This is a genomic window from Lacicoccus kunmingensis DSM 17847 (assembly GCF_059568765.1).
On record NZ_JCANUC010000001.1, the window covers coordinates 173,044 to 195,370 of the forward strand.

The 22,327-nt window shown below is 42.4% G+C and carries 25 protein-coding genes; 17 read left to right on the plus strand and 8 right to left on the minus strand.

Going from position 1 to position 22,327, the window contains the following annotated elements; translation table 11 throughout:
* Position 1 precedes the first annotated feature (1 nt).
* From BO48_RS00830 to hfq, 3 genes are read left to right on the plus strand one after another with little or no spacing between them, the layout of a single operon-like run.
* Positions 2 to 877 (plus strand): alpha/beta fold hydrolase, encoded by an 876-nt coding sequence (locus BO48_RS00830; protein WP_496365541.1) that lies wholly within the window; start codon positions 2 to 4, stop codon positions 875 to 877.
* Entirely contained in the window at positions 867 to 1,799 is a 933-nt protein-coding gene (gene miaA, locus BO48_RS00835; protein ID WP_496365542.1) for a tRNA (adenosine(37)-N6)-dimethylallyltransferase MiaA, read from the plus strand. The genes BO48_RS00830 and miaA overlap by 11 nt, the downstream gene beginning before the upstream one ends.
* Positions 1,800 to 1,815: 16 nt before the next feature.
* Positions 1,816 to 2,013, plus strand: a complete 198-nt coding sequence (hfq, locus tag BO48_RS00840; protein ID WP_052256575.1) for an RNA chaperone Hfq — start codon at positions 1,816 to 1,818, stop codon at positions 2,011 to 2,013.
* Positions 2,014 to 2,044: 31 nt separating this feature from the next.
* Here hfq and BO48_RS00845 read toward each other — a convergent pair whose 3' ends face one another.
* Positions 2,045 to 2,530 (minus strand): glutathione peroxidase, encoded by a 486-nt coding sequence (locus BO48_RS00845; RefSeq protein ID WP_496365543.1) that lies wholly within the window; start codon positions 2,528 to 2,530, stop codon positions 2,045 to 2,047.
* A 120-nt stretch (positions 2,531 to 2,650) separates the two neighbouring features.
* Between BO48_RS00845 and hflX the strand changes: the two genes are divergently transcribed.
* Genes hflX through BO48_RS00860 form a run of 3 tightly spaced genes read left to right on the plus strand, consistent with a single transcriptional unit; the run spans position 2,651 to position 6,557 of the window.
* Entirely contained in the window at positions 2,651 to 3,901 is a 1,251-nt protein-coding gene (gene hflX / locus BO48_RS00850) for a GTPase HflX (RefSeq protein WP_496365544.1), read from the plus strand.
* On the plus strand, positions 3,870 to 5,099 hold the full coding sequence (locus tag BO48_RS00855) for a methionine gamma-lyase family protein (protein WP_496365545.1): 1,230 nt from the start codon (positions 3,870 to 3,872) through the stop codon (positions 5,097 to 5,099). The genes hflX and BO48_RS00855 overlap by 32 nt, the downstream gene beginning before the upstream one ends.
* A gap of 15 nt (positions 5,100 to 5,114) precedes the next feature.
* Positions 5,115 to 6,557, plus strand: a complete 1,443-nt coding sequence (locus BO48_RS00860; protein WP_496365546.1) for a protein adenylyltransferase SelO — start codon at positions 5,115 to 5,117, stop codon at positions 6,555 to 6,557.
* 93 nt (positions 6,558 to 6,650) lie between these two features.
* On the opposite strand, the gene BO48_RS00865 is transcribed toward BO48_RS00860, so the two are convergent.
* The gene (locus BO48_RS00865) at positions 6,651 to 7,520 is read right to left on the minus strand and encodes a ketopantoate reductase C-terminal domain-containing protein (RefSeq protein ID WP_496365547.1); all 870 of its coding nucleotides are present in this window, start codon (positions 7,518 to 7,520) and stop codon (positions 6,651 to 6,653) included.
* Between the two features lie 75 nt (positions 7,521 to 7,595).
* Between BO48_RS00865 and panB the strand changes: the two genes are divergently transcribed.
* From panB to BO48_RS00880, 3 genes are all read left to right on the plus strand, one after another.
* Positions 7,596 to 8,414, plus strand: coding sequence for a 3-methyl-2-oxobutanoate hydroxymethyltransferase (gene panB / locus BO48_RS00870; protein ID WP_496365548.1), 819 nt, complete (start codon positions 7,596 to 7,598; stop codon positions 8,412 to 8,414).
* Complete coding sequence (gene panC, locus BO48_RS00875) at positions 8,398 to 9,243, plus strand: pantoate--beta-alanine ligase (RefSeq protein WP_496365549.1); 846 nt, start codon at positions 8,398 to 8,400, stop codon at positions 9,241 to 9,243. The genes panB and panC overlap by 17 nt, the downstream gene beginning before the upstream one ends.
* A 99-nt stretch (positions 9,244 to 9,342) precedes the next feature.
* Positions 9,343 to 10,380, plus strand: a complete 1,038-nt coding sequence (locus BO48_RS00880) for a CAP domain-containing protein (protein ID WP_496365550.1) — start codon at positions 9,343 to 9,345, stop codon at positions 10,378 to 10,380.
* 31 nt (positions 10,381 to 10,411) lie between these two features.
* On the opposite strand, the gene BO48_RS00885 is transcribed toward BO48_RS00880, so the two are convergent.
* The 5 genes from BO48_RS00885 to lexA form a co-directional block, all read right to left on the minus strand.
* On the minus strand, positions 10,412 to 11,296 hold the full coding sequence (locus BO48_RS00885; RefSeq protein ID WP_496365821.1) for an ISL3 family transposase: 885 nt from the start codon (positions 11,294 to 11,296) through the stop codon (positions 10,412 to 10,414).
* A gap of 6 nt (positions 11,297 to 11,302) precedes the next feature.
* A complete protein-coding gene (locus BO48_RS00890) occupies positions 11,303 to 11,752 on the minus strand; it encodes a transposase family protein (protein WP_496365551.1) in 450 nt (149 codons plus the stop codon).
* 57 nt (positions 11,753 to 11,809) lie between these two features.
* Complete coding sequence (locus tag BO48_RS00895) at positions 11,810 to 12,232, minus strand: hypothetical protein (RefSeq protein ID WP_496365552.1); 423 nt, start codon at positions 12,230 to 12,232, stop codon at positions 11,810 to 11,812.
* Entirely contained in the window at positions 12,229 to 12,438 is a 210-nt protein-coding gene (locus tag BO48_RS00900) for a helix-turn-helix transcriptional regulator (protein ID WP_496365553.1), read from the minus strand. The genes BO48_RS00895 and BO48_RS00900 overlap by 4 nt, the downstream gene beginning before the upstream one ends.
* A gap of 237 nt (positions 12,439 to 12,675) precedes the next feature.
* Positions 12,676 to 13,290 carry a transcriptional repressor LexA gene (gene lexA / locus BO48_RS00905; RefSeq protein WP_496365554.1) on the minus strand — a complete coding sequence of 205 codons (615 nt, stop codon included), beginning with the start codon at positions 13,288 to 13,290 and terminating at the stop codon, positions 12,676 to 12,678.
* Positions 13,291 to 13,431: 141 nt separating this feature from the next.
* On the opposite strand from lexA, the gene BO48_RS00910 reads away from it, so the two are divergent.
* The 8 genes from BO48_RS00910 to BO48_RS00945 all read left to right on the plus strand — a co-directional run bounded on the left by BO48_RS00910 (position 13,432) and on the right by BO48_RS00945 (position 21,816).
* Entirely contained in the window at positions 13,432 to 13,677 is a 246-nt protein-coding gene (locus BO48_RS00910) for a hypothetical protein (RefSeq protein ID WP_496365555.1), read from the plus strand.
* A gap of 68 nt (positions 13,678 to 13,745) precedes the next feature.
* A complete protein-coding gene (locus BO48_RS00915) occupies positions 13,746 to 13,982 on the plus strand; it encodes a DUF896 domain-containing protein (protein ID WP_496365556.1) in 237 nt (78 codons plus the stop codon).
* A 13-nt stretch (positions 13,983 to 13,995) separates the two neighbouring features.
* Positions 13,996 to 15,981 carry a transketolase gene (tkt, locus tag BO48_RS00920; RefSeq protein ID WP_496365557.1) on the plus strand — a complete coding sequence of 662 codons (1,986 nt, stop codon included), beginning with the start codon at positions 13,996 to 13,998 and terminating at the stop codon, positions 15,979 to 15,981.
* A 71-nt stretch (positions 15,982 to 16,052) separates the two neighbouring features.
* Positions 16,053 to 16,295: a YneF family protein gene (locus tag BO48_RS00925; RefSeq protein ID WP_496365558.1), complete on the plus strand. Its 243-nt coding sequence runs from the start codon at positions 16,053 to 16,055 to the stop codon at positions 16,293 to 16,295.
* A gap of 690 nt (positions 16,296 to 16,985) precedes the next feature.
* Positions 16,986 to 18,767 carry an ABC transporter ATP-binding protein gene (locus tag BO48_RS00930; RefSeq protein ID WP_496365559.1) on the plus strand — a complete coding sequence of 594 codons (1,782 nt, stop codon included), beginning with the start codon at positions 16,986 to 16,988 and terminating at the stop codon, positions 18,765 to 18,767.
* Positions 18,760 to 20,523 carry an ABC transporter ATP-binding protein gene (locus tag BO48_RS00935; RefSeq protein WP_496365560.1) on the plus strand — a complete coding sequence of 588 codons (1,764 nt, stop codon included), beginning with the start codon at positions 18,760 to 18,762 and terminating at the stop codon, positions 20,521 to 20,523. Before BO48_RS00930 ends, BO48_RS00935 begins: the two co-directional genes overlap by 8 nt.
* Before the next feature lie 88 nt (positions 20,524 to 20,611).
* On the plus strand, positions 20,612 to 21,316 hold the full coding sequence (locus BO48_RS00940; RefSeq protein WP_496365561.1) for a cytochrome c biogenesis CcdA family protein: 705 nt from the start codon (positions 20,612 to 20,614) through the stop codon (positions 21,314 to 21,316).
* 32 nt (positions 21,317 to 21,348) lie between these two features.
* Entirely contained in the window at positions 21,349 to 21,816 is a 468-nt protein-coding gene (locus BO48_RS00945; RefSeq protein ID WP_496365822.1) for a CcdC family protein, read from the plus strand.
* A gap of 1 nt (position 21,817) precedes the next feature.
* On the opposite strand, the gene BO48_RS00950 is transcribed toward BO48_RS00945, so the two are convergent.
* Complete coding sequence (locus BO48_RS00950; protein WP_496365562.1) at positions 21,818 to 22,312, minus strand: DUF2621 family protein; 495 nt, start codon at positions 22,310 to 22,312, stop codon at positions 21,818 to 21,820.
* Positions 22,313 to 22,327 lie beyond the last annotated feature (15 nt).

A 22,327-nucleotide genomic window follows, 5' to 3' on the forward strand; every position in this document is an offset into this window, starting at 1 on the left:
GGTGATTTCTTATAAAAAGGTATATAATGGGAATGATGAAATAGAGGCGAAAGTTTTTGCACCTGCCCATCCGGTAGCTGCCATACAGATTCTTCACGGCATGGCAGAACATCTGGAGCGGTATAATGAATTCTGCACCTGGCTGATGGCGAATGATATTCATGTAGTGATCCACAATCACAGGGGACATGGTAAAAATGCCGATAACCTGGGTCACTTTGACAGATTCAATGATTTGATTACCGACGCACTTGCAGTGAAGACACTGATTCCAGACCACTTGAAAACATTCATACTGGGCCATTCCATGGGTTCGGTTGTAGCGAGAAGACTGCTTGCGATAGATCGGTATGATGCCGGAATCATTGTCGGGACAGGCAATAAGGACGGTATTATGGACGGTCCCTTGGTACAGGCGATGAATCTAACAAAGCGCATCAGACCTCGGATGAAGGGTGATTTTCTTATGAACCTGGCTTTCCTCGGCTACGATAAACATTTTCCTGAACCACTTGAAAACCGCTGGCTGTGCAGTGACATGGAAGTGGTTCAAAGCTATAATGAAGATGAATACTGCGGGCAGCACATGACGTTCAATGCCCTGGCTGAAATCGTCAAAAATATCAGGCTGACAAACAGCAACCATGTCCTCGGCAAATATCAGACGGACATACCGATATTGCTGATCGGCGGGAAGCAGGACCCGTTTTCCGATTTCGGCAAAGATATCAGGGCGCTCGCAAAAAACCTGATCCGCTATACCGATTCGGTCACGGTCCAGCTCTATGAAAAAAGCCGTCATGAAGTGCTGAATGAAAAGAACAGGGAACAGGTATATCAAAAACTTTTGGAGTGGGTGATGTTACGTGTCGACTAATGAAAAATTAATCGTATTGATCGGCCCGACGGCGGTCGGGAAAACGACTTTATCAATTGACATAGCTGAAACATTTGATCTGGACGTCATCAGCGGCGATTCCATGCAGGTCTATCAGGATATGGATATTCTTACGGGGAAAATAAAACCCGAAGAGACAAAAGGGGTCATTCATCATATGATAGATATTAAAAAGCCGAGTGAAAGTTTCTCGGTGCATGACTTCAAGCATGAAGTGGATGATCTGATTGACACTTACCATGAAGATGATAAAGTGCCATTTATTGTCGGCGGGACAGGGCACTATATACGTGCATTGATTTATGATTATGACTTCCATGATGAAGACGACCAGGAAAAGCGGGACCTGATGGAAAAGTTCGATAAACTGAGCACGACAATCTTATACGGCAGGCTGAAAGAAATCTCGGAAGAACTGGCAGCGGGCGTCCATCCGAATAACCGCCAGAGAATTTTAAGGCAGCTCATTAAATTTGAACTGTCCGAGAGAATCAGCCACCGGGTGACCGGCAAGGACTCAAACTATCAACAAGAGCCCAAATATGATACATTTATAGTAGGATTAGAGCGTGAGCGCTCTGTATTATACGACAGAATCAATCAAAGAGTCGAAGAGATGTTTGAGGCGGGTATAGAGAAGGAAGCTGAGAAGTTATACAAGGAACACAGCTTGTCGACAACCGCAAAAGGCGCAATAGGCTATAAGGAGTTCATACCTTACTTTGAAGGCGAATGTCCATTAAATGATGTGAAAGAAAAAATACAGCAGAATACGAGACAGTTTGCTAAAAGACAGCTGACATTTTTCAGGAATCAATTGAATGTTGAATGGTATGATCTGGATGAAGAAGAGAGTAGAGAACAAATCTTTAAAGATATATCAGAATTTCTGAATAAATAAAGAGGGGAAGTGCAAAATGAGCAACTTAAATCTGCAGGATGAATTTTTGAATGGTATTAAGAGTGAAGATCTCGAAGTGACGGTAATTTTGCAAAATGGTTATCAGATGAAAGGCAAAGTGAAAGATTTTGATAAGTATGTCGTCAAAGTTGAATCCGGCGGCAAGACCCACCTGATCTACAAACATGCAATCAGTACATTTGTGAAACAATAAAAACCCATCCCACTGCCGGGTGGGTTTTATTTTAGCCGATTAAGAGCTGCTGGATTTCATCCTCCAGCTGCATGACGGATTTCTGCGGTGCGTACCTTGATACGACCTTGCCTTCCCGGGAGACGATGAATTTCGTGTAGTTCCATTTCACTTTATTGATGAACAGGCCGGATCTGCCCTCTGTTAAATATTGAAAAACCGGATGGATGTTATGTCCTCTCACGTGTACATCTTCCATTAGAGGGAATGTAGGAGTATAGGGCACTTTATTATCATTGTTTATGAGCGGGTTTTGAATAGGAAGTTTTTTGTTGAAATCATCGGAAGGAAAACCGAGGACTGCAAGCCCTTGATCTTTATATTTCTGATATATATGATCTGCATCGGTCAACTGCTCACTGTTCTCGGTTTCAACAGGAGTATTGATGATTAAAATCACTTTTCCTTTATAAGACTCCATCGACTGTTCTTCGCCTTGTGCGTCGTTGAACTTCAAGTCGTAGAAATGAGTTTTCACTTGAAGGGCCCCTTTCTGGTTAACAAAAAAATACTGTATATATATGTTATGTACACAACTTATTATGTTTTTAAACATTTATTAATGAAATTATTATTCCGATGGAGGTGTTTTGACAACATGGCGGAGAATTTTAAAGGCATCATCATCGCTGTGAATACATTCGATGTGAAAGATATCGATTCGGAGATCGAAGAGCTGAAGAGCCTGGCGGTAACGAGCGGCATAGAAGTGATCGGCTCACATATACAGAACAGAAACTCAATGGACCCGAAAAGCTATGTCGGCATGGGCTTTTTGGAAACTGTTGCCGAAAGCTATGACGAAGAAATCGATTATTGTATCATCAACAATGAAATCACTGCCAGTCAAAACAGAAAGATAGAATCAGTACTCGATACCAAGGTCATCGACCGGACCCAGGTCATTTTGGACATATTCAGTTTAAGGGCGCAGAGTAAAGCGGGCCAGCTGCAGGTTGAACTTGCCCAGCTCGAATATCTGGTGCCGAGGCTGAAAGGGCAGGGCATCAACCTGTCGAGACTCGGTGCGGGTATCGGTACGAGAGGACCGGGTGAAACGAAGCTCGAGACGGACAGACGTCATATCAATACAAGAATTAAAGAAATAAAAAACCAGTTGAAGACGATTATCAACCACCGGGAAAGATACCGCGAACAGCGGCGCAAAAATCAGGTGGTCAAAGTATCGCTCATCGGCTATACGAACGCGGGTAAATCCACGCTGTTCAATGTCATGGCGGAAAGCGACACGCTGGAACAGGATAAACTGTTCGCAACACTTGATCCGAAAACGAGGAAAATGGAATTGCCGAGCGGCTTCAACTGTGTGCTGACAGATACGGTCGGATTCATTCAAAATTTACCGACGACGCTCGTTGAAAGTTTCAAATCAACGCTTGAGGAAGCGAGTGACAGTGATTTCATCATCCATGTCATCGATAATGATGCCGACAATATTACGGCGCATTATGATACGGTCAAAGGGCTGATGGAAGCGCTCGATATGACAGATATCCCCCAGATCATCTTCTTCAACAAGACGGATCTCAATGATGAACTGAACCTGATTCCGTCCGAACACAGTGTATATGTTTCAAAAAATACACCGCAGCAGGAAATGAATCAGCATCTCGAAGATTTTATGAAAAAAGAATTTGAAGATTATAAAGTTGAATTACCGGCTGAAAGCATGCATTTATACTACTCGCTTAAAAGCGCAACGATTATCGAAAATAGTGAAATGGATGAAGACACCGGTACATTAAAAGTAGAAGGATATTCACCGGAAGGTGGATGGATTGAAAGGATTGTAGGCAGTGACGACATTAGCAGTACAAAATCTGATTGAAGAATCATTGGAAGAAATTGAACCAATCATCAAGGAAAATAAAAAGCTCGGCTATAAAAACTTTTCAAAAGTGATGAGGGCTTTTCTAGAGAATGAAGTGACGGATACTGATTTCTCCGGGACCACTGGCTACGGATACAACGATATCGGACGCGACAAGCTTGAAGATATATACAGGGACGTGTTCAGGGCTGAAGATGCACTCGTCAGAACACAGATCATCTCAGGTACACATGCCATCAGCCTGGCGCTGCTGTCTTTATTAAAAAAAGGGGATGAACTGTTATATATTACGGGCACGCCATACGACACGCTGGAAAAAGTGATCGGCAGCAGTGAAGCGGATATCGGCAGCCTGTATGACGAAGGCGTTTCCTACAAAGAAGTGGAACTGAAAGATGATACTTTCGATACAGAAGCGGTTTTAGAGGCGATTACAGAAAAGACAAAAGTCATCGGCATCCAAAGATCACGCGGATATTCGCTGAGAGCATCGACGACGATTGACGAAATAGAAAATATCTGCAGTAAAATCAAGGAAAAGCATCCTGAAGTCATCATTTTCGTCGACAACTGTTACGGCGAATTTGTAGAGGACAGAGAACCGTTGGAAGCGGGTGCTGATATTATCGCAGGCAGTCTCATTAAAAACCCGGGCGGCGGGCTTGCCAAAATGGGCGGCTATGTCGCAGGACGGGCAGATCTCGTTGAACGTGTCAGCTACCGTCTGACCGTGCCGGGCATCGGCAAGGAGATGGGTGCGAGCTTAAATGCACTGACTGATATGTTCCAAGGGTTCTATATGGCGCCGCATGCAGTGGTTGAAAGTCTGAATGGCGCTGTACTGACCAGTCATGTACTGGGAAAAATCGGCATGACGACGGATCCCGCGCCTGCAGATCAACGCACGGATCTCATTCAGACAGTGCGCTTCAACAGTGAAGATGAAATGATCAAATTTACTCAGATGATTCAAAAAGCGAGCCCGGTGAATGCGAAATTCATGCCGATTCCGGACCTCATTCCGGGTTACCAGAATCCGGTCATCATGGCAGCGGGCACATTTGTCCAGGGTGCATCACTTGAATTGAGTGCGGATGGACCAATCAGACCGCCTTATACGGTGTTCGTCCAGGGCGGACTTGTTATGGAACACGTCATCTATGCGCTGCATATGGCTTTGGAAGAACTTATTTAAAATGGAGATGAGAGAATGACATTTGGTTTCAATTTTGAAACGACGTACAAGAATTTATCTTCACACTTTTATACGGAGACAATGCCTGAAAAGGCGTCAAACCCTGAAATTGTACTTTTCAACGACCGTCTAGCAGACAGTCTTGGACTCGATAAAGAAGCCCTTAGTTCAGAGAAGGGTGCGGGTATACTTTCAGGCAATGAAGTGAGTGGTGAGACACCGCTTGCGATGGCATATGCAGGCCACCAGTTCGGGCAGTTCACCATGCTTGGCGACGGCAGGGCACTGCTGCTCGGTGAGCATAAGCACAAGGGTGAAAGATACGATGTCCAGCTGAAAGGTTCCGGACGGACTGAATATTCCCGTGCAGGTGACGGGCGTGCACCGCTCGGACCGATGCTCCGGGAATACATCATCAGTGAAGCGATGCATGCGCTTGGTATTCCGACGACACGAAGTCTTGCCGTCACTTTGACCGGTGACAGCATTATGCGGGAACAGGCATTGAAAAGTGCGGTGCTGACACGTGTGGCAAGCAGTCACTTGAGAGCAGGCACTTTCCAGTATGCAATTATAGAAAGTGAAGAAGCACTCAAAGAACTGACCGATTATGCCATCGAGCGCCATTATCCTGATTTTGCCGACAAAGAAAACAAGTATGAATTATTTTTGGAAGCGGTCATTCATGCACAGAGCTATCTCATTGCCAAGTGGCAGTCGATCGGTTTTATTCACGGTGTCATGAACACGGATAATATGGCCATCAGCGGCGAAACAATCGACTATGGTCCATGCGCATTCATCGACCATTATGATCCGGCAAAAGTATTCAGCTCCATCGATGTGCAGGGCAGATATCAATTCAGAAACCAGCCCGGCATCGCACAGTGGAATCTGGCAAAATTTGCTGAAACACTCATTCCGCTGCTTGATGAGGATCAGGACAAGGCGATAGAAATCGCCCAGGAAAAACTGGATAACTATAAAGATTTATACCAGACTTACTGGTTGACGAACATGGTGAATAAGCTCGGTATTGCAACACCTGAAGAAAGCGATGTGGAACTGGTCCTTGAGTTTCTGGAGATATTGGAAAAAGAGGCACTCGACCACACCTCAACATTCAGGGCGTTGTCACTCGGAAACGTGGCTGAAATTGAAGTGGAAGATCAGAAGACGTTCGATACATGGGTGAAGAAGTGGCAGACTGCACTGGAGAATAAAGACCAGTCGGCTGAAGATGCGTACACCCTCATGAAAAGTGTCAATCCGGCCGTCATCCCGCGTAATCACCTGGTGGAAGAGGCTTTATTCTACGCAGTGAAAACAGATGATATGTCGAAAGTTGAAAAGCTGGTGGAGATATTCAAAAATCCATACAGTGATGCACATGATGAATATTACAGAAGACCGCCGAAGGCAGAGGAAATGATCCAAAACACTTTTTGCGGCACATAAAAAGCTATCCGGCACAACTTGTGCGGGATAGCTTTTTCATTGGATAATTTAAGCGGGGGTGCCTCGGCAGCTATGCTGTAAACTGCCGTCCATTCAATTTTTCCCGACAGTATACCCCTTCAGTAAAGTGCATGTCACATCAAGGACCGGGGTATGGAGATCGCCTTTATTGTCATAGAAATATTGCTGGATAAACTCATATTCAGTCTCTTTTTTATCCATGACATCATAATACATACTGGTTCCCATATGGTCGGGATAGCTCTGAAACAGCTGGATTGAATGGTCTATAAAATCGTCGGTAATGATTTCTGAATGGCGGTTGATGATCTCCTGGCCTTCTTTCAACAGCTGTTCAGTCAGAGTGACAATATCCGCATCCTGAAATATTTGCGCAGTATTTTGGGATAAGGCGGTCATTGTATTTACGCCCAGGTTGATGAGCAGCTTTTCATAACGCAGTTTTTCAAACTGATCATTTTTAATGATTTCAAGTTCAACATCTTCATCGGCCGCCAGCAGGGCAATCAGTTCATCCAGGTGATGATATCTTTTATTTTCAATGATGAGCCTGCTGTCTCTGAAGTGTTCGATGTAATCCTGCTTCTTCTGTCCGCTGATATAGACGACCGACGGGATGCTGTTTTTAAACCAATGATCATAGCCCATGCCGTTCTCACACAAAATGATATCGGTGTGCTCATGAGACATTTGAGGGATGATATCAACCAGATACTTGAAAACTGTCGCTTTTGTGGAAATAAAGATCACATCGAATGTTTTATCTTCATGATCACTGATGGACTGAATTGGATAATCATACCGTGTATATTCATCATTTTCCAGTATGGTAAAGCCGCTCTGTTCTGTTCTTGAGTATAAAGTGACGTCCAAATCCATCGATTTTAATTCTCTTGCAATGATGCTGCCGACTGCTCCGATGCCGATACAGGCAATTTTCATGAATATTCCTCCGAATGATTATATATTAATATGGTAAAATAATTATAACTTATCTAACATACAGGGGGAAGATTAATGAAATCTACTATGGATTTTATTGAGATGAAAAAAAACGGTGAAAAGATTACGATGCTGACGGCATACGATTATCCGAGTGCGCGGCAGGCAGAGGCGGCCGGGGTGGACACAATACTCGTCGGGGACTCACTCGGTATGACGGTGCTCGGTTACAGTTCAACGGTTGAAGTGACTCTTGAAGATATGATTCATCATACAAAAGCGGTCAGAAGAGGGGCACCGGATACATACATCGTTGTGGATATGCCTTTTGGCACTTATCATGTGAGCAGTGAAGAAGCGGTGAGAAATGCCATCAGGCTGTATCAGGAAAGTGGCGCCAATGCAGTTAAGATTGAAGGCGGACATCTGCAGAATTTTGTACATACATTAGTCGATGCAGGTGTACCTGTTGTCGGCCATCTGGGACTGACGCCGCAGTCGGTGGGCATTACAGGTTTTAAAGTGCAGGCATCCACAAGAAAGGAAGCAGAAGAGCTGCTCGATACACTCGAGACATTTGAAACGCTCGGTGTCGTCATGACCGTTCTTGAAGCGATTCCAAGCGATCTTGCTGTGAAGGCTTCAGAACGCGTCGGTATCCCGCTGATCGGTATCGGGGCAGGCGTCGGCACTGACGGACAGGTACTTGTGTATCATGATATTTTAAAATACGGTTCAGGTAAGCTGCCAAAATTCGTAAAACAATATGCAGATTTTGATGAAATCGGGGTAAAGGGTATTAAGGAATATGTTCAGGAAGTAAAAGACCTTAAATTCCCTGATGAAAATACTACTTATAAAAAGAAGGTTTATGAGGATGAAAACAACCAGTAAAATTAATGAAATAAGAGACTTTTTAAGTGCTGAAAATATTGGAAAAATCGCATTGGTGCCGACAATGGGCTATTTGCACAGCGGCCATCTGAAGCTGGTAGACACCGCAAAAACACATGGTGATACTGTAGTGGTCAGCATATTTGTGAATCCTCTGCAATTTGGACCGGATGAGGATTTTGACAATTATCCAAGAAATCTTGAACGGGACCTTGATCTATTAAGGGAGAACGGCGCTGACTTTGTATTCCACCCTGATGTCGCGGAGATGTATCCGTCAGATTTGGAGCTGGACATCTCTTTGAACAGTATGGCGGATGTACTCGATGGTGTTAAACGCCCCGGCCACTTCGAAGGGGTGGTCACCGTCGTCAACAAATTGTTCAATATCATTAAGCCGGACTATGTCACTTTTGGCGAGAAGGACAGGCAGCAGCTGATGATTGTTCAGAAGATGATAGAAGACTTCAATCATGATATTGAAATTCTGCCGGTCAAAACTGAACGTGAGGACTCAGGACTCGCAAAGAGCAGCAGAAATACAAATTTGAGCGAACAGGAACTGCTCGAGGCACCGCATGTCTATGAAAGTCTTCAGCTCGGAAATAAACTGATTCAGAACGGCGAGAGGAATGTTGCAGAAATAGTGGGGCAGATGACTGCTCATATTAATGAAAATACTTCAGGCACCATGGACGATCTGCAAATCTTAAGCCATCCTGATCTGGATACGATGACGCATGTGGACTCGGATGTTATAATATTCATTGCTGTACAATTTGAAAAAGCACGATTGATTGATAACCTGATGGTGGAAATTGACAAATAGCGGACGCTCGCATCAATATTATCCCATTAGGATGATTGTTAACGGATAAAATGATAGTGTTAAATAGAACTGTGCAGAAATAAGAGCGACAGAATTTTATTGATAAATGATTTTATCGATACTGAAGCAGGTGAAGCCGTGATTAAAAAAACAACATCCTTTTTAATGTTATTACTGGTTTTATTTTTCATATATCCAGCTGTAGAATCATATAATTTTAAAAATGGATTAAATAAAAGTTATGCCAGTGAATGGCTGAATCTATATGTGCTGCCGAACTATGATACTTCTAAAATAGAACAGGTCAACAGTGAGCAGTCCTACTCGATTGAATACACTATAGGTGAGTCATTTGAAGCCGGAGATCATGACGTTGAAGCGGTGATTGACAGCGAATTCGGCGGGAAGTTCAATATCATTAACAAAGACGGAATCTTTCACATCCTTTTAGTGAACGAGGGGGAAATTACCGGTCTCTATACTAACAATGAGGAAGTATCCATTGATTCCATCAACATCCAGGGTATGGACCGGGACAGTATAAGAAAGATTTACGAACGTCCCGTGAAAACAGTCGATAAAGGCAGCAAGCACCTGATAGTGGAAAATGAAGAGTATGATGTTTTTGATATTAACGATAAATATGTTTACTTCTTTTACGATGTTTATGAAGAAGACAAAGTCAACGGCCTGCTGACAGTAAAAAAATCAGAGATGAAACACAGCGACAGTATGTATAATCATCCGCCTGAAGAAGATAATGAAGTATTAAACCATCATCTGATAAATGCAACAAGGATAAAGTATGGTGCCGCACCACTCGAACATGACCCGACAGTCAGTGAAGCGGCTGCAGGGCACAGCAAAGATATGTCGGACAATGACTATTTTTCGCATACTGCACCGGATGGAAGTACTTTAAAAAATAGAATCGAAGCAATGGATATATCATACAGGCTCGCTGGTGAAAATATAGCGATGGGACATACATCTCCAATATTTTCCCACCACAGTCTCATGAACTCCAAAGAGCACAGAGTAAATACACTGAATGATTCATATACACATCTGGGAATCGGAGTGGATTACAACACGGACGAAGTCCCGTACTATACAGAGAATTACATTAAAAAATAGAGGGTAATCGGAAAATAGTGTGGAAAGAGAGTTAAAAAGTACCCTCTTCCATAGCCTTAATCAGTGTGGAAAAGTCAGCACCATAGATTTCTTCATACACCCATTCATATTCTGGTTTTAACCAATTCGGCATTTGATCAGGCAACATTTTTCCGAAAGTAACTTCAACTTCTTTGAATTTCTTTTTCCTTTTAACTTTACGATAGCCTTGTGTAAACAAAATCTTCGCTCTGAGGGCTTCAAAGGAGTAACCACGACCAATATGATTTATCGTCTTAATTAAGCGATTCAAGGACTCTGTATAGGCGTTTGTGATAGGTGAAGTGAAATAGTTGAATATCTCTTCTTCCCAATTGGTCATAGCCTTAATGAGATCCCCGAAGTAGGTCATTAACTCTTTAGGTACATTTGAAAGCCATTCTTGATAGAGTTTATATGCTTCATCGACTGTTTTAGCTTCATAAATATCAAAGAACTGTTCTTTGAGTTCATAGGCATAACCAAGCAATGGGAACATATCAGTCCATACTTGTAGTTTTATTTCGTCATCAAATTCGTTGAGGTCTTTACGCCTTGTCAGAAGCACATAACGGTCTCTCATAAGTTGCCTACGTTCTTTGGCTGATACACTTTGACGATTAGCCTTTCGTATCTTCTCTAAGGCTTCATTTGCTAATTTAACAACGTGAAACTTGTCGATAACTATTTTGGCGTGTGGAATTACCATGTTAACTGCATCTTTATAAGGTCTCCACATATCCATTGCTACAAGTTCAATTTTATCAATGTCTTGGAGCTTCGAAAGATAACTGACAACAGTATCCTTATTACGTTTTCGTAAGATGTCAATTACTGACTTGTTTTCAACATCTGTGATGACACAACGATAGTTTTTAAGCAAATGGACTTCATCAATTCCAAGCTATTTAGGAGTTCTAAAATCAGTTTGAGTTTCAAGTTCAGTAACGTAGTCATTAAAGATGTTTCGTACAGTCTTTTCGTCAACACCAATCTCTTCTGCAACACTGGTAAACGTTTTTTCAAGGCTTGCTTCTTGAATCCAATTAATTAGCCTATTAGTAACAGATCGATTAACATCCATATCTGGTAGATTTTCAAAAAATGTTTCATTACATTCCCTACATTTATATCGTTGGCGATTGACATAGATACCGACACGTTTTGCGTGCATTGGCAGGTCAAAAAATAGCTGTTGTTTCTTACCATGTTTATATAAGTTTGCAACGGTTCCACATTTTGGACAGTGTGAAGGAGATATAGTAGTGGACTCAACTAAGAATCTATAATCATACTCACTTTCTTTCATATCCAGAATCTTAAAGTTTGATAGATTAATCATATTGGTTAACATTTTATACTATCCTTTGCTAAATATCGGTTCTTTGTTAAAACCTGTTTTAAAATCCTATTACCTTCTTTTAATGATAAGAGCACCTATCCCTACAATCCAAATATAAGCAAAGAAAAAGAGCCATAGATAAAGAATTGAAATCGACTCATTTCCTAAAAGTGTGAAAACTGCTAAAGCCACAAATAAAATAGCTAAGGAAATATGAGATGTATATGCAAAAAAACGGAAAACATTGTGGATGACTCGTTCATCTGCTTCGGGCAAATTATCTCTTTTGCGTTTCTGTTTAATCACCTGAATTACTGTCAAAATGATAGTTGCTACCAAACCACCTGTAAGCACTTCATACGGAAATTCACCTTGAAAAATATAAGCAAGAAATGAACCCAGAACAGCACCAATAAAAGTACAAGTAATAATAAAGTATGGAGTCCACTTTTCTAAAATCTTTCCCCATTTTTTTCTGTCCTTTACACTCATTTGTCATCCTCCTCTAAAATAAATATTTCATTTATTGGCATATCAAAATATGCTATTAATTTTAATGCCAACTCAAGACTGGGATTATACTTATTTTTTTCAATTGCATTTATAGTTTGACGTGTAACTTGTAGATCCTCAGCCATTTTAACTTGAGTTATCCCCTTTTTTTGGCGGATTTCTCGAATATGGTTAATTACCCTCATTAATCACCCCTCCAAATCAAAGTAAAGATATCTTTACACATACAATAACAAAAAACCGACCTAATGTAAAGAAGTCTTTACAGTCGGTCGGTATTATTTCTACACGATAATCCGATTTATGATATCGTAGCTATTATACTTTTTAACTGGTATTCCACACGATAATCCGAATACCCAAAATAGATTCGTCCGGTTAATCCGGACGAATCTATTTTTGTTTCAGATGATTATTTTGTTTTAAAATTCCCTGAACAGACCCACAACTTTTCCAAGGACAGTCACGCTGTCAAGGTAGATCGGTTCGAGTGCAGGGTTTTCAGGCTGCAGACGATAATATCCTTTTTCTTTATAGAAGCGTTTAACAGTTGCTTCATCCTCATCGGTCATAGCGACAATAATATCACCATTATGGGCGATATTCTGTTTGCGGACAATGACGCGGTCTCCATCAAAAATACCCGCATCAATCATACTGTCTCCGGCTACATTGAGCAGGAATATTTCACTATTGTGATTCGCAGTGAAATGTTCCGGTAAAGGGAAATATTCATCAACATTTTCAACTGCTGTAATAGGCAGACCAGCTGTGACCTTACCTAGAACAGGCACTTGAATTACTGGAGTATATGCCTGATTTTCCGCCTGGACAATTTCAATTGCTCTCGGCTTTGTCGGATCTCTCTTTATATATCCTTTATCCTGTAATTTTGCCAGGTGTCCATGAACGGTGGAGCTGGATTGCAAACCCACTGCATTACCGATTTCTCTGACACTCGGCGGGTAACCTTTTTCCTGAACTGTTCTCTTTATATATTGATAAATCTGTTTCTGTCTGTCACTGATTTCTTTCATAGTAAGACCTCCAGCCCTTTATTAAATATAATGATATCACAAATTTTAGTGTCTTACAAACGTTTGTTCGTAAAAGTATTGACTAAGAACAAGTGTTCTGTTACTATATGAATACAAACAAATGTTCGAGGAGGATGACTAATGCTTAAAGAAATCAAAGGTTTTTCTTTATTATTCATAGCAGTAGTGATGATCGGCACAATTTATATCTATTCTAACAATAATGGAAAGAACGCACATTCTGATAATATATACACACAGGAAGTACACAATGAAACAATGGCAATCGAACAGGATACGAACGCAATTGATGAAATCATAGAGGAAAAGATGCTTTCAGAACAGGAATCCGACAGTGGAATGAAGTCCGTCACAATGGGAAAATAATTATTTAAGTATGAGAATGTACTCATACTTTTTTTTGTGTTAAATTATATAAGAAAGGATTGAATTTTATGCTTGAAAAGAAGAAACTCGATCGCATCAATGAACTTGCGAAAAAGAAGAAAGAAGGTACTCTGACGAAGTCAGAAGCAAAAGAACAGCATGAATTAAGACAAGAGTATTTGAAAACTTTCCGCAAGTCATTCAAAGCTCAGGTCGAACAGACTAAAGTCATCGACCCCGAGGGCAGTGACGTGACTCCGGAAAAGTTAAAATCAATTCAACGAGAGAAAAATATTAGAAAATAGAGGAGATATTAAGATGGCTTTTGATAATACTGATCAATTAGCAATTAACACAATCCGTACTCTTTCAATTGATGCAATTGAAAAAGCAAATTCAGGTCACCCTGGTCTGCCTATGGGCGCTGCACCTATGGCCTACACACTATGGAGCAAACATTTGAACTTCAACCCGAATTCAATGGGCTGGTTCGACCGTGACCGATTTGTACTGAGTGCCGGACATGGCTCAATGCTGATCTACAGTTTACTTCATTTATCAGGTGGACTGGAACTTGAAGAGATTAAAAACTTTAGACAATATGAGTCCAAAACACCCGGGCATCCTGAATTCAAACACACTGAAGGTGTGGAAATTACAACAGGACCGCTGGGACAGGGCTTTGCTATGAGTATCGGTATGGCTATGGCTGAGAAGCATCTCGCCGCTAAATATAATACTGAAAATTATAAAGTGGTAGATCACTACACTTATGCACTTGTAAGTGACGGTGACCTGATGGAAGGGATTTCTCATGAAACAGCATCATTCGCAGGTCATTTGAAATTGGATAATCTGATTGTGCTTTACGATTCCAATGATATTTCACTCGATGGCGATTTGGATAAAAGTTTCTCCGAAGACATTAAAAAGAGATTTGAAGCTTACGGCTGGGATTATCAATTGGTAAAAGACGGCAATGATCTGGAAGAAATCGATCAGGCGATTAACAATGCAAAAAAAGCGGATAAACCTGCGATGATTGAAGTGAAAACTGTAATCGGCTATGGCGCGCCGAACAAATCAGGCAAGAGTGATGCACACGGTGCACCGCTAGGCAGTGAAGAACGTCAGGCAGCCTTTGAATACTACGGCCTGAATCCTGAAAAAACGTTCCATGTTGAAGATGAAGTTTATAAGCGATTCAATGAAACTTTAAACAAACGCGGTAACGAAGCGCAGGAAGCATGGGTTGAACTTGTTGAGGAATACGGCAAGGCAGAACCTGAAAAACATGCTGAGTTCATTGCAGCAATCAATGAAGAAGTACCGGAAAACTACGATGCAGATCTTCCGAAATATGAAGCGGGTACTAAAAAAGCGACACGCGGCACTTCAGGAGATATGATTCAGGCATTGTCCGAATCTGTACCTTCATTATTTGGCGGTGCAGCTGACCTTGCAGGAAGTAACAAAACTGCTGTCAACGGACAGGAAGATTTCAGCAGAGATAATTATGCAGGGAAAAATATCCGGTTCGGTGTGCGTGAATTTGCGATGGCAGCTGCACTGAACGGTATGTCTGCACACGGCGGAATCAAACCATACGGCGGAACATTCTTCGTGTTCAGTGACTACTTGAAACCGGCAATCCGTCTAAGTGCACTGATGAAGCTTCCTGTAACGTATGTTTTAACACATGACTCCATTGCAGTAGGTGAAGACGGCCCGACGCACGAACCGATCGAACAGCTTGCAGGATTACGTGCAATTCCGAACTTGAACACGATCCGTCCGGCAGACGGCAATGAAACAAGAGCTGCATGGAAAGTTGCTATTGAGGCGACAGATATGCCGACTGCATTGGTACTGACACGTCAGAACGTCGAAGTGACTGATGTGGATTACGATACGGTGGATGAAGGTGTAAAACGCGGCGGTTATATCATCTACGATAAAGGTGATGACGCGATTATCTTCGCTTCAGGAAGTGAAGTTTCCCTTGCAGTGAATGCAGCGAAGAAGTTAGAGGAACAGGGCGTTAACATTAAAGTTGCATCCATTCCTAACATGCAGGCATTCTTAAACCAGGACCAGGAGTATATCGACAGTGTCCTTAACAAAGATATTACGAACAGAACAGCTGTAGAGATGGCTGCGAGCCTGGGCTGGCACAAATTTACAGGCATTGACGGCAAAGTATTGACTATCGATACATTCGGTGCAAGTGCGCCTGGAGACATCGTAGTAGAAAAATATGGTTTCACAGTAGAACAAGTGATGAGAACCGTTTTAGAAAAATAGTTTGTTGAAAAAGTAATGATTTTAAGATAAACTATATAATGGTTTATGTACGGAGAAAGAGGTGAAGTCGCTTGGCTACATGGATTTGGATACTCATCGTTATCGTTGCACTTGTTGGTGGTTTAGCTCTAGGATTCTTCCTTGCGAGAAAGTATATGATGGATTATTTGGAGAAAAACCCGCCGATTAATGAAGATATGCTACGCATGATGATGATGCAAATGGGTCAAAAACCATCGCAGAAAAAAGTGAATCAGATGATGAGTATGATGAATAAAAACGTAGGCTCACAAAAAGAGCGCGCTAAAAAATAACGATGATTTTATAAATCGCCGGTCTTCCATTGAAGACCGGCGGTTTTTTTGTGTCTTTTCATTGCAATTCGATTTGTCTGTCAATTTTGAGGTGTACAAATCGGATTTGAGGACGTTTTTCGATTTGAGGATCTGTTTTAGCTGTTGCAAATCGGATTAGACTGCCGTATCCGATTTGTCTGTCAATTTTGAGGTGTACAAATCGGATTTGAAGACGTTTTTCGATTTGAGGATCTGTTTTAGCTGTTGCACATCGGATTAGACTGCCGTATCCGATTTGTCTGTCAATTTTGAGGTGTACAAATCGGATTTGAAGACGTTTTCCGATTTGAGGGTCTGTTTTAGCTGTTGCAGATCGGATTAAACCGCCGTATCCGATTTGAAGTCTTATTTTAGTATGGCGAAATCGAATTTGAAGAGTGAATCCGATTTGAATGGTGATTTTAGCTGAGGCACATCGGATTAGACTGCCGCATCCGATTTGAAGAGCGGTTACTGCAGATTCAAATCTGACTACGGCACCCATCCGCCCGAAAAGAGTATGGTGTTTATTTTAAAAATACATAAATCCTTTCAGCCTTCCGACATTCCAAGGCAGAGAATATATCAATTCTACAACTTTATAAGTATTTCATAAATCGAAATATATGGTAAAATTTTAGTGGGAGAGAAGTAGATGGGGGATTGAAAATGAAAGTCTTTAAAAAGCTATGGTGGTTTTTCAAAAGGGAGAAAAACAGCTATATATTCGGTGTTTTAATGCTGATACTTGTGGCATTGATGGAACTGATTCCACCTCAGATCATCGGCCGTGTGATAGACAATATCACTGAAGGTACATTGACACCGAGAGGTTTGACAATATTTTTAGCAGTTTTGCTGATTACGGCAATTTTTACATATATATTCAGATATTACTGGAGAATTTTAATCTTTGGTGCGAGCCACCGTCTGGGGAAAATTTTAAGGACGAGGATGTTCAGCAAATTTTCCCGGATGAGCCCTTATTTTTATCAGGAACGCCGGACGGGGGACCTGATGGCGCATGCGACAAATGATATCCGGGCTGTCCAAAACACTGCGGGACCCGGGATTTTGACCATCGCGGATTCCATCATCACCGGCGGGGCGGTACTGATTACGATGGCAATCACAATCAGTCCGAAACTGACTTTGATAACAATGATTCCGCTGCCGTTCATGGTCATTTTGACGAGTTATTACGGGAAGCTCCTAAACAGGGGATTCAGAAAAGCACAGGCGGCATTCAGTGAATTGAACGATAAGACGCAGGAGAGCATCGCGGGTATTAAAGTGACGAAGACATTCGGTTATGAAGAGAGTGACCAGAGAGATTTCAAGACTTTAAGTGATGACGTTGTGGAAAAGAATTTGAAAGTGTCAAAGGTTGATGCGCTGTTCGACCCGACGATCATGCTCGTTATCGGGACGAGTTATTTTCTTGCCATCATTTTTGGTGCGCAGATGGTTTTATCGGATGAAATCACACTGGGACAGCTGATTACTTTTACGACTTATCTTGGCATGATGGTGTGGCCGCTGCTTGCACTCGGCATGTTTTTCAATCTGGTGCAGCGCGGGCGGGCGTCATATGAACGGATAGAAGAAATTATGAACACGGAAAATGATATCGGCCATGATTACAGGATTGAAGATGCGCCGGATGGGGATATCGCCCTGAATATCGGGGCATTCAATTTTCCCGGCGACGATGAAGTCGCACTGCGCGATGTCAACTTTGATATAAAGAAAGGCCAGACTGTCGGTATCGTCGGCAGGACGGGGTCGGGTAAGAGCGCGGTCATCAGACTGCTGCTGCGTGAATTCGATACGACGAATCCGAATGATATCACATACGGGGATGTCGGTCTCAGAGATTATGACATAAAAAATCTCCGTGCACAGTTCGGCTATGTGCCCCAGGATCATTTCCTGTTCTCTACAACAATCAGGGAGAATATTGCATTCAGCAATCCGTTTCAAGATGATGAAGTCATTTATGAAGCGAGCAGATTAAGCAATATTCATGAAGATATACTCGCATTTTCCGATGGATATGAAACTGTTGTCGGTGAACGCGGCGTTTCATTATCGGGCGGACAGAAACAGAGAATTTCAATCGCGAGAGCACTCATTACCGACCCTGAAGTACTGATTCTCGATGATTCACTGTCTGCAGTGGATGCACAGACAGAAGTCAATATTTTAGAAAATATATCCAGAGTGCGGGCGGGCAAGACGAATATCATTACGGCCCACAGAATCAGCGCGGTTTCAAAAGCGGACCTGATCATTGTCATGGATGCCGGCACGGTTGTTGAACGCGGGACTCACGAGTCGCTCCTTGAAGCGGGCGGCTGGTATTATGAAACACACTGCCAGCAGGCCCTCAGGCAAAATTTGACGGATGAACTGGATGATCTGGTGAAAGGGGATGATTCACATGAATGATAATGTTAATCTGACTGCGCGTGACCAGCTGAAAGTGCTAATGCGCCTTCTGACATATACATTCCCTTTCAAAGGCGTCATAGCATTGGCTTTTGTCATGCTGATCCTGTCGACTGTTGCCGGAATGGTCATTCCTTATCTTGTGATGGTCTTTATTGATGATTATTTGACACCGGCTGTGTTCCCGGAAGGGGAGCTGACGATGCTGGTGGCGATCTATCTCATCGTACAGATTGTCGGCGCAATTACGACGTATATGAACATCTATCTGTTTCAGTATTTGGCATTCAAAGTGATTCAGCAGCTCAGAATCGATGCGTTCAATAAGATAGGAAAACTCGGCATGAAGTATTTTGATAAAGTGCCCGGCGGCAGCATCGTGTCACGGTTGACGAATGACACTGAAGCGATTGTCGAGATGTTCATCGGGGTATTTGCCACATTTTTAATGGCATTTTTCATGATGGCATCGAGTTATGTCATGATGTTCGTGCTGGATGTGAGACTCGCATTTATGGCGCTTATATTCATGCCGCTGATCTTTTTGATCATGCTCGTCTACCGTAAATATTCGGCAATCTTCTTCTCGCACGCAAGGCAGCTGCTGTCTGACTTGAACGCAAAACTGTCGGAATCAATTGAAGGGATGAAAATCATCCAGGTCTTCAACCAGGAAAAGCGTCTGCAGGAAGAGTTCAGACACATCAACGATGAACATTACGAATATAATATGAAAACCGTACGTCTGGACGGACTTCTTTTGAGACCGGCCATCAGCATGATACAAATACTGGCAATCGCAGTCATTCTCGGTTATTTCGGACTCCTCAGTTTTGAAGCGTCCATTACAGCCGGGCTGATCTTCGCTTTCATCCAGTATATGGAACGCTTCTTTGAACCGATCAACCAGGTGAGTCAGAACTTGAGCATATTCCAACAGGCGCTTGTCGCTGCGAGCCGTGTGTTCAGACTGATAGACGACGGTACTCTGGAGCCTGCTCAAAATCCGGTTCAGGAAAATAAAATCACCCACGGCCGCATTGATTTCAACAATGTCACTTTCAGCTATGACGACAAAGTGGATGTGCTGAAAAATATCAGTTTTACGGCTATGCCCGGGGAAACGGTCGCACTCGTCGGACACACCGGTTCCGGAAAAAGTTCAATCATCAATCTGTTCATGCGGTTTTATGAATTTGAACGGGGTGAAATTTTAATCGACGGTCAGTCCATTAAAAAGATGCCGAAGTCTGAACTGAAGAAAAATATCGGCCTGGTGCTTCAGGATCCATTCATATTTTACGGTACGATCGAGTCCAATATTAAGCTGTATCATCCGACGATGACTTTCGAGCAGGTGAAAGCGGCGGGTGAATTCGTCAGGGCGGATAGTTTCATTGAAAAGCTGCCCGGCAAGTACCATCATAAAGTATTGGAAAAAGGCAGCACTTTTTCAAGCGGTGAAAGACAGCTGCTCGCGTTTGCCAGAACAATCGCCGTCGAACCGAAGATTTTAATTCTCGACGAGGCGACGGCAAACATCGACTCGGAAACGGAAGAGGAAATCCAGAAGTCGCTCAATGTGATGAGAAGAGGACGGACGACCCTTGCGATCGCCCACAGACTGTCCACCATCCAGGATGCTGATCTGATACTGGTTCTTAACAAAGGTGAGATTGTCGAAAGAGGTACCCACGCGGAGCTGCTCGAGACAGAGGGCATCTATCATAAGATGTATCTGCTCCAAAACGGATAAGTCCATTTAAATGTCATAATTTATTCTAAATAAAGCCCCCTAAGACGCTGTTTCTTTGATAAAATACAGTTGAATAGGGGGTATTTATGTGGGCAGCGAAGTAACATTTTTACTGGCATTCGGCGCAGGTGTCCTCAGTTTTGTGTCACCTTGTGTGCTACCCGTATTCCCGGCATTTGTGTCATACATAACCGGGATGAGTTACAACGAAGTTGAAAATCAGAAATTTAATGCCCGTGCAATCTTCCATACATTATTTTTCCTGATCGGATTCAGTTTAATATATATTGCGCTCGGATTCGGAACCTCCTTTTTTGGCGGAGTATTCATAGAATACGGCAACCTGATCAGACAGATCGGTGCAATACTGATCATAGTGTTCGGTCTTGTCATTACCGGAGTTCTGAAATTCGACTTTTTAATGAAAGACAGAAAAGTGTCATTTAAAAACAGACCGTCCGGATTTATCGGCTCGATATTGATCGGTATGGCTTTCGCAGCAGGATGGACACCGTGTAACGGTCCGATCATCGGTGCAATATTTGCGATGAGTGCAACCGAGCCGAGCAACGCGCTAGTTCTGATGATTGTTTATTGTCTGGGCTTTGGCGTGCCGTTCTTTGTCCTCAGTTTCTTTGTTTCAAAGACACGCTGGATGCTCAAGTATTCAAACGGCATTATGAAAGCGGGCGGCATCGTGATGATATTGATGGGCATCCTGCTTTATTTTGACGGACTGACTCAGATTATAATTTGGTTACAGCCATTCTTTGGTGATTTCCAAGGATTTTAAGAAGGTATGATATGTTGAATATTGATATAGAAATGCTATTATTCACACTTGCATCCATCATGGCGGTCTTCATGGGCATCGGCGTCATCTTTGTCCGAAAGAAGGCATCGGAACGGCCGCTTTCAATCAAAAAGATATTGATACCGCCTGTAATGATGTCGACCGGGGCGTTGATGTTCGTCTTTCCTTATTTCAGGCTGTCGATGACTGAGATATTGGAAGCATTCGTCATCGGACTGATCTTCTCAGTGCTCCTTGTTATTACGACAAAGTATGAAGAAAAGGACAATCAGCTGTTCGTTAAACCTTCAAAGTGGTTCATCGGTATTTTATTGGCATTACTGATCATCAGAACTTCTTTGAAGTCGATATTATCGATGTCGATATCTCCTGGAGAAATCGGCGGGATGTTCTTTCTTCTCGCATTCGTCATGATTGTCGTATGGAGACTATCCATGTTAATTAAATTTAAGCAATTTAAAAAGCAGCAGGCCATTTAATTTAGCCTAGCTGCTTTACTTTTTCCGTCTGTTCGAATATCGAGAACTTCTCCTTCTCGCTGTCTGCATATTGGAACAGTGCCTCGTATGGACTATAGTCTATCTCCAGCTGATCCAGTTTTTTTTTCATGAATCTGTGATCTTTCTTCGGTGTTGCGATAATGTAACCTTTCATGATCTGGTCAAGCTCTATCTTTTCCACACCTTCATCCAGAGCGACCTTTGAAATTCTGCCGGCGATTCTTTCTTTCGCCACCTGTCTGAACAGCTCCGGCACCGGGCTCACGAGCTCATTCAACAGTGCTTTTGTATCTTCGTCCCAAAGCGGCAATCCTTTTTCTATATAATAATCCTGCCAGTCAAGTTCGCTGTATCCATCTTCTTTCGGCATTCTTCTTAAAAATTTCCTGAACATAAAAAATCCGCCTATGAACAATGCGCCGACCATTATGAACATCCACAGGGTAATTCCCCACATGAACAACGTATCAGTCATACCCTTCACCTCAAC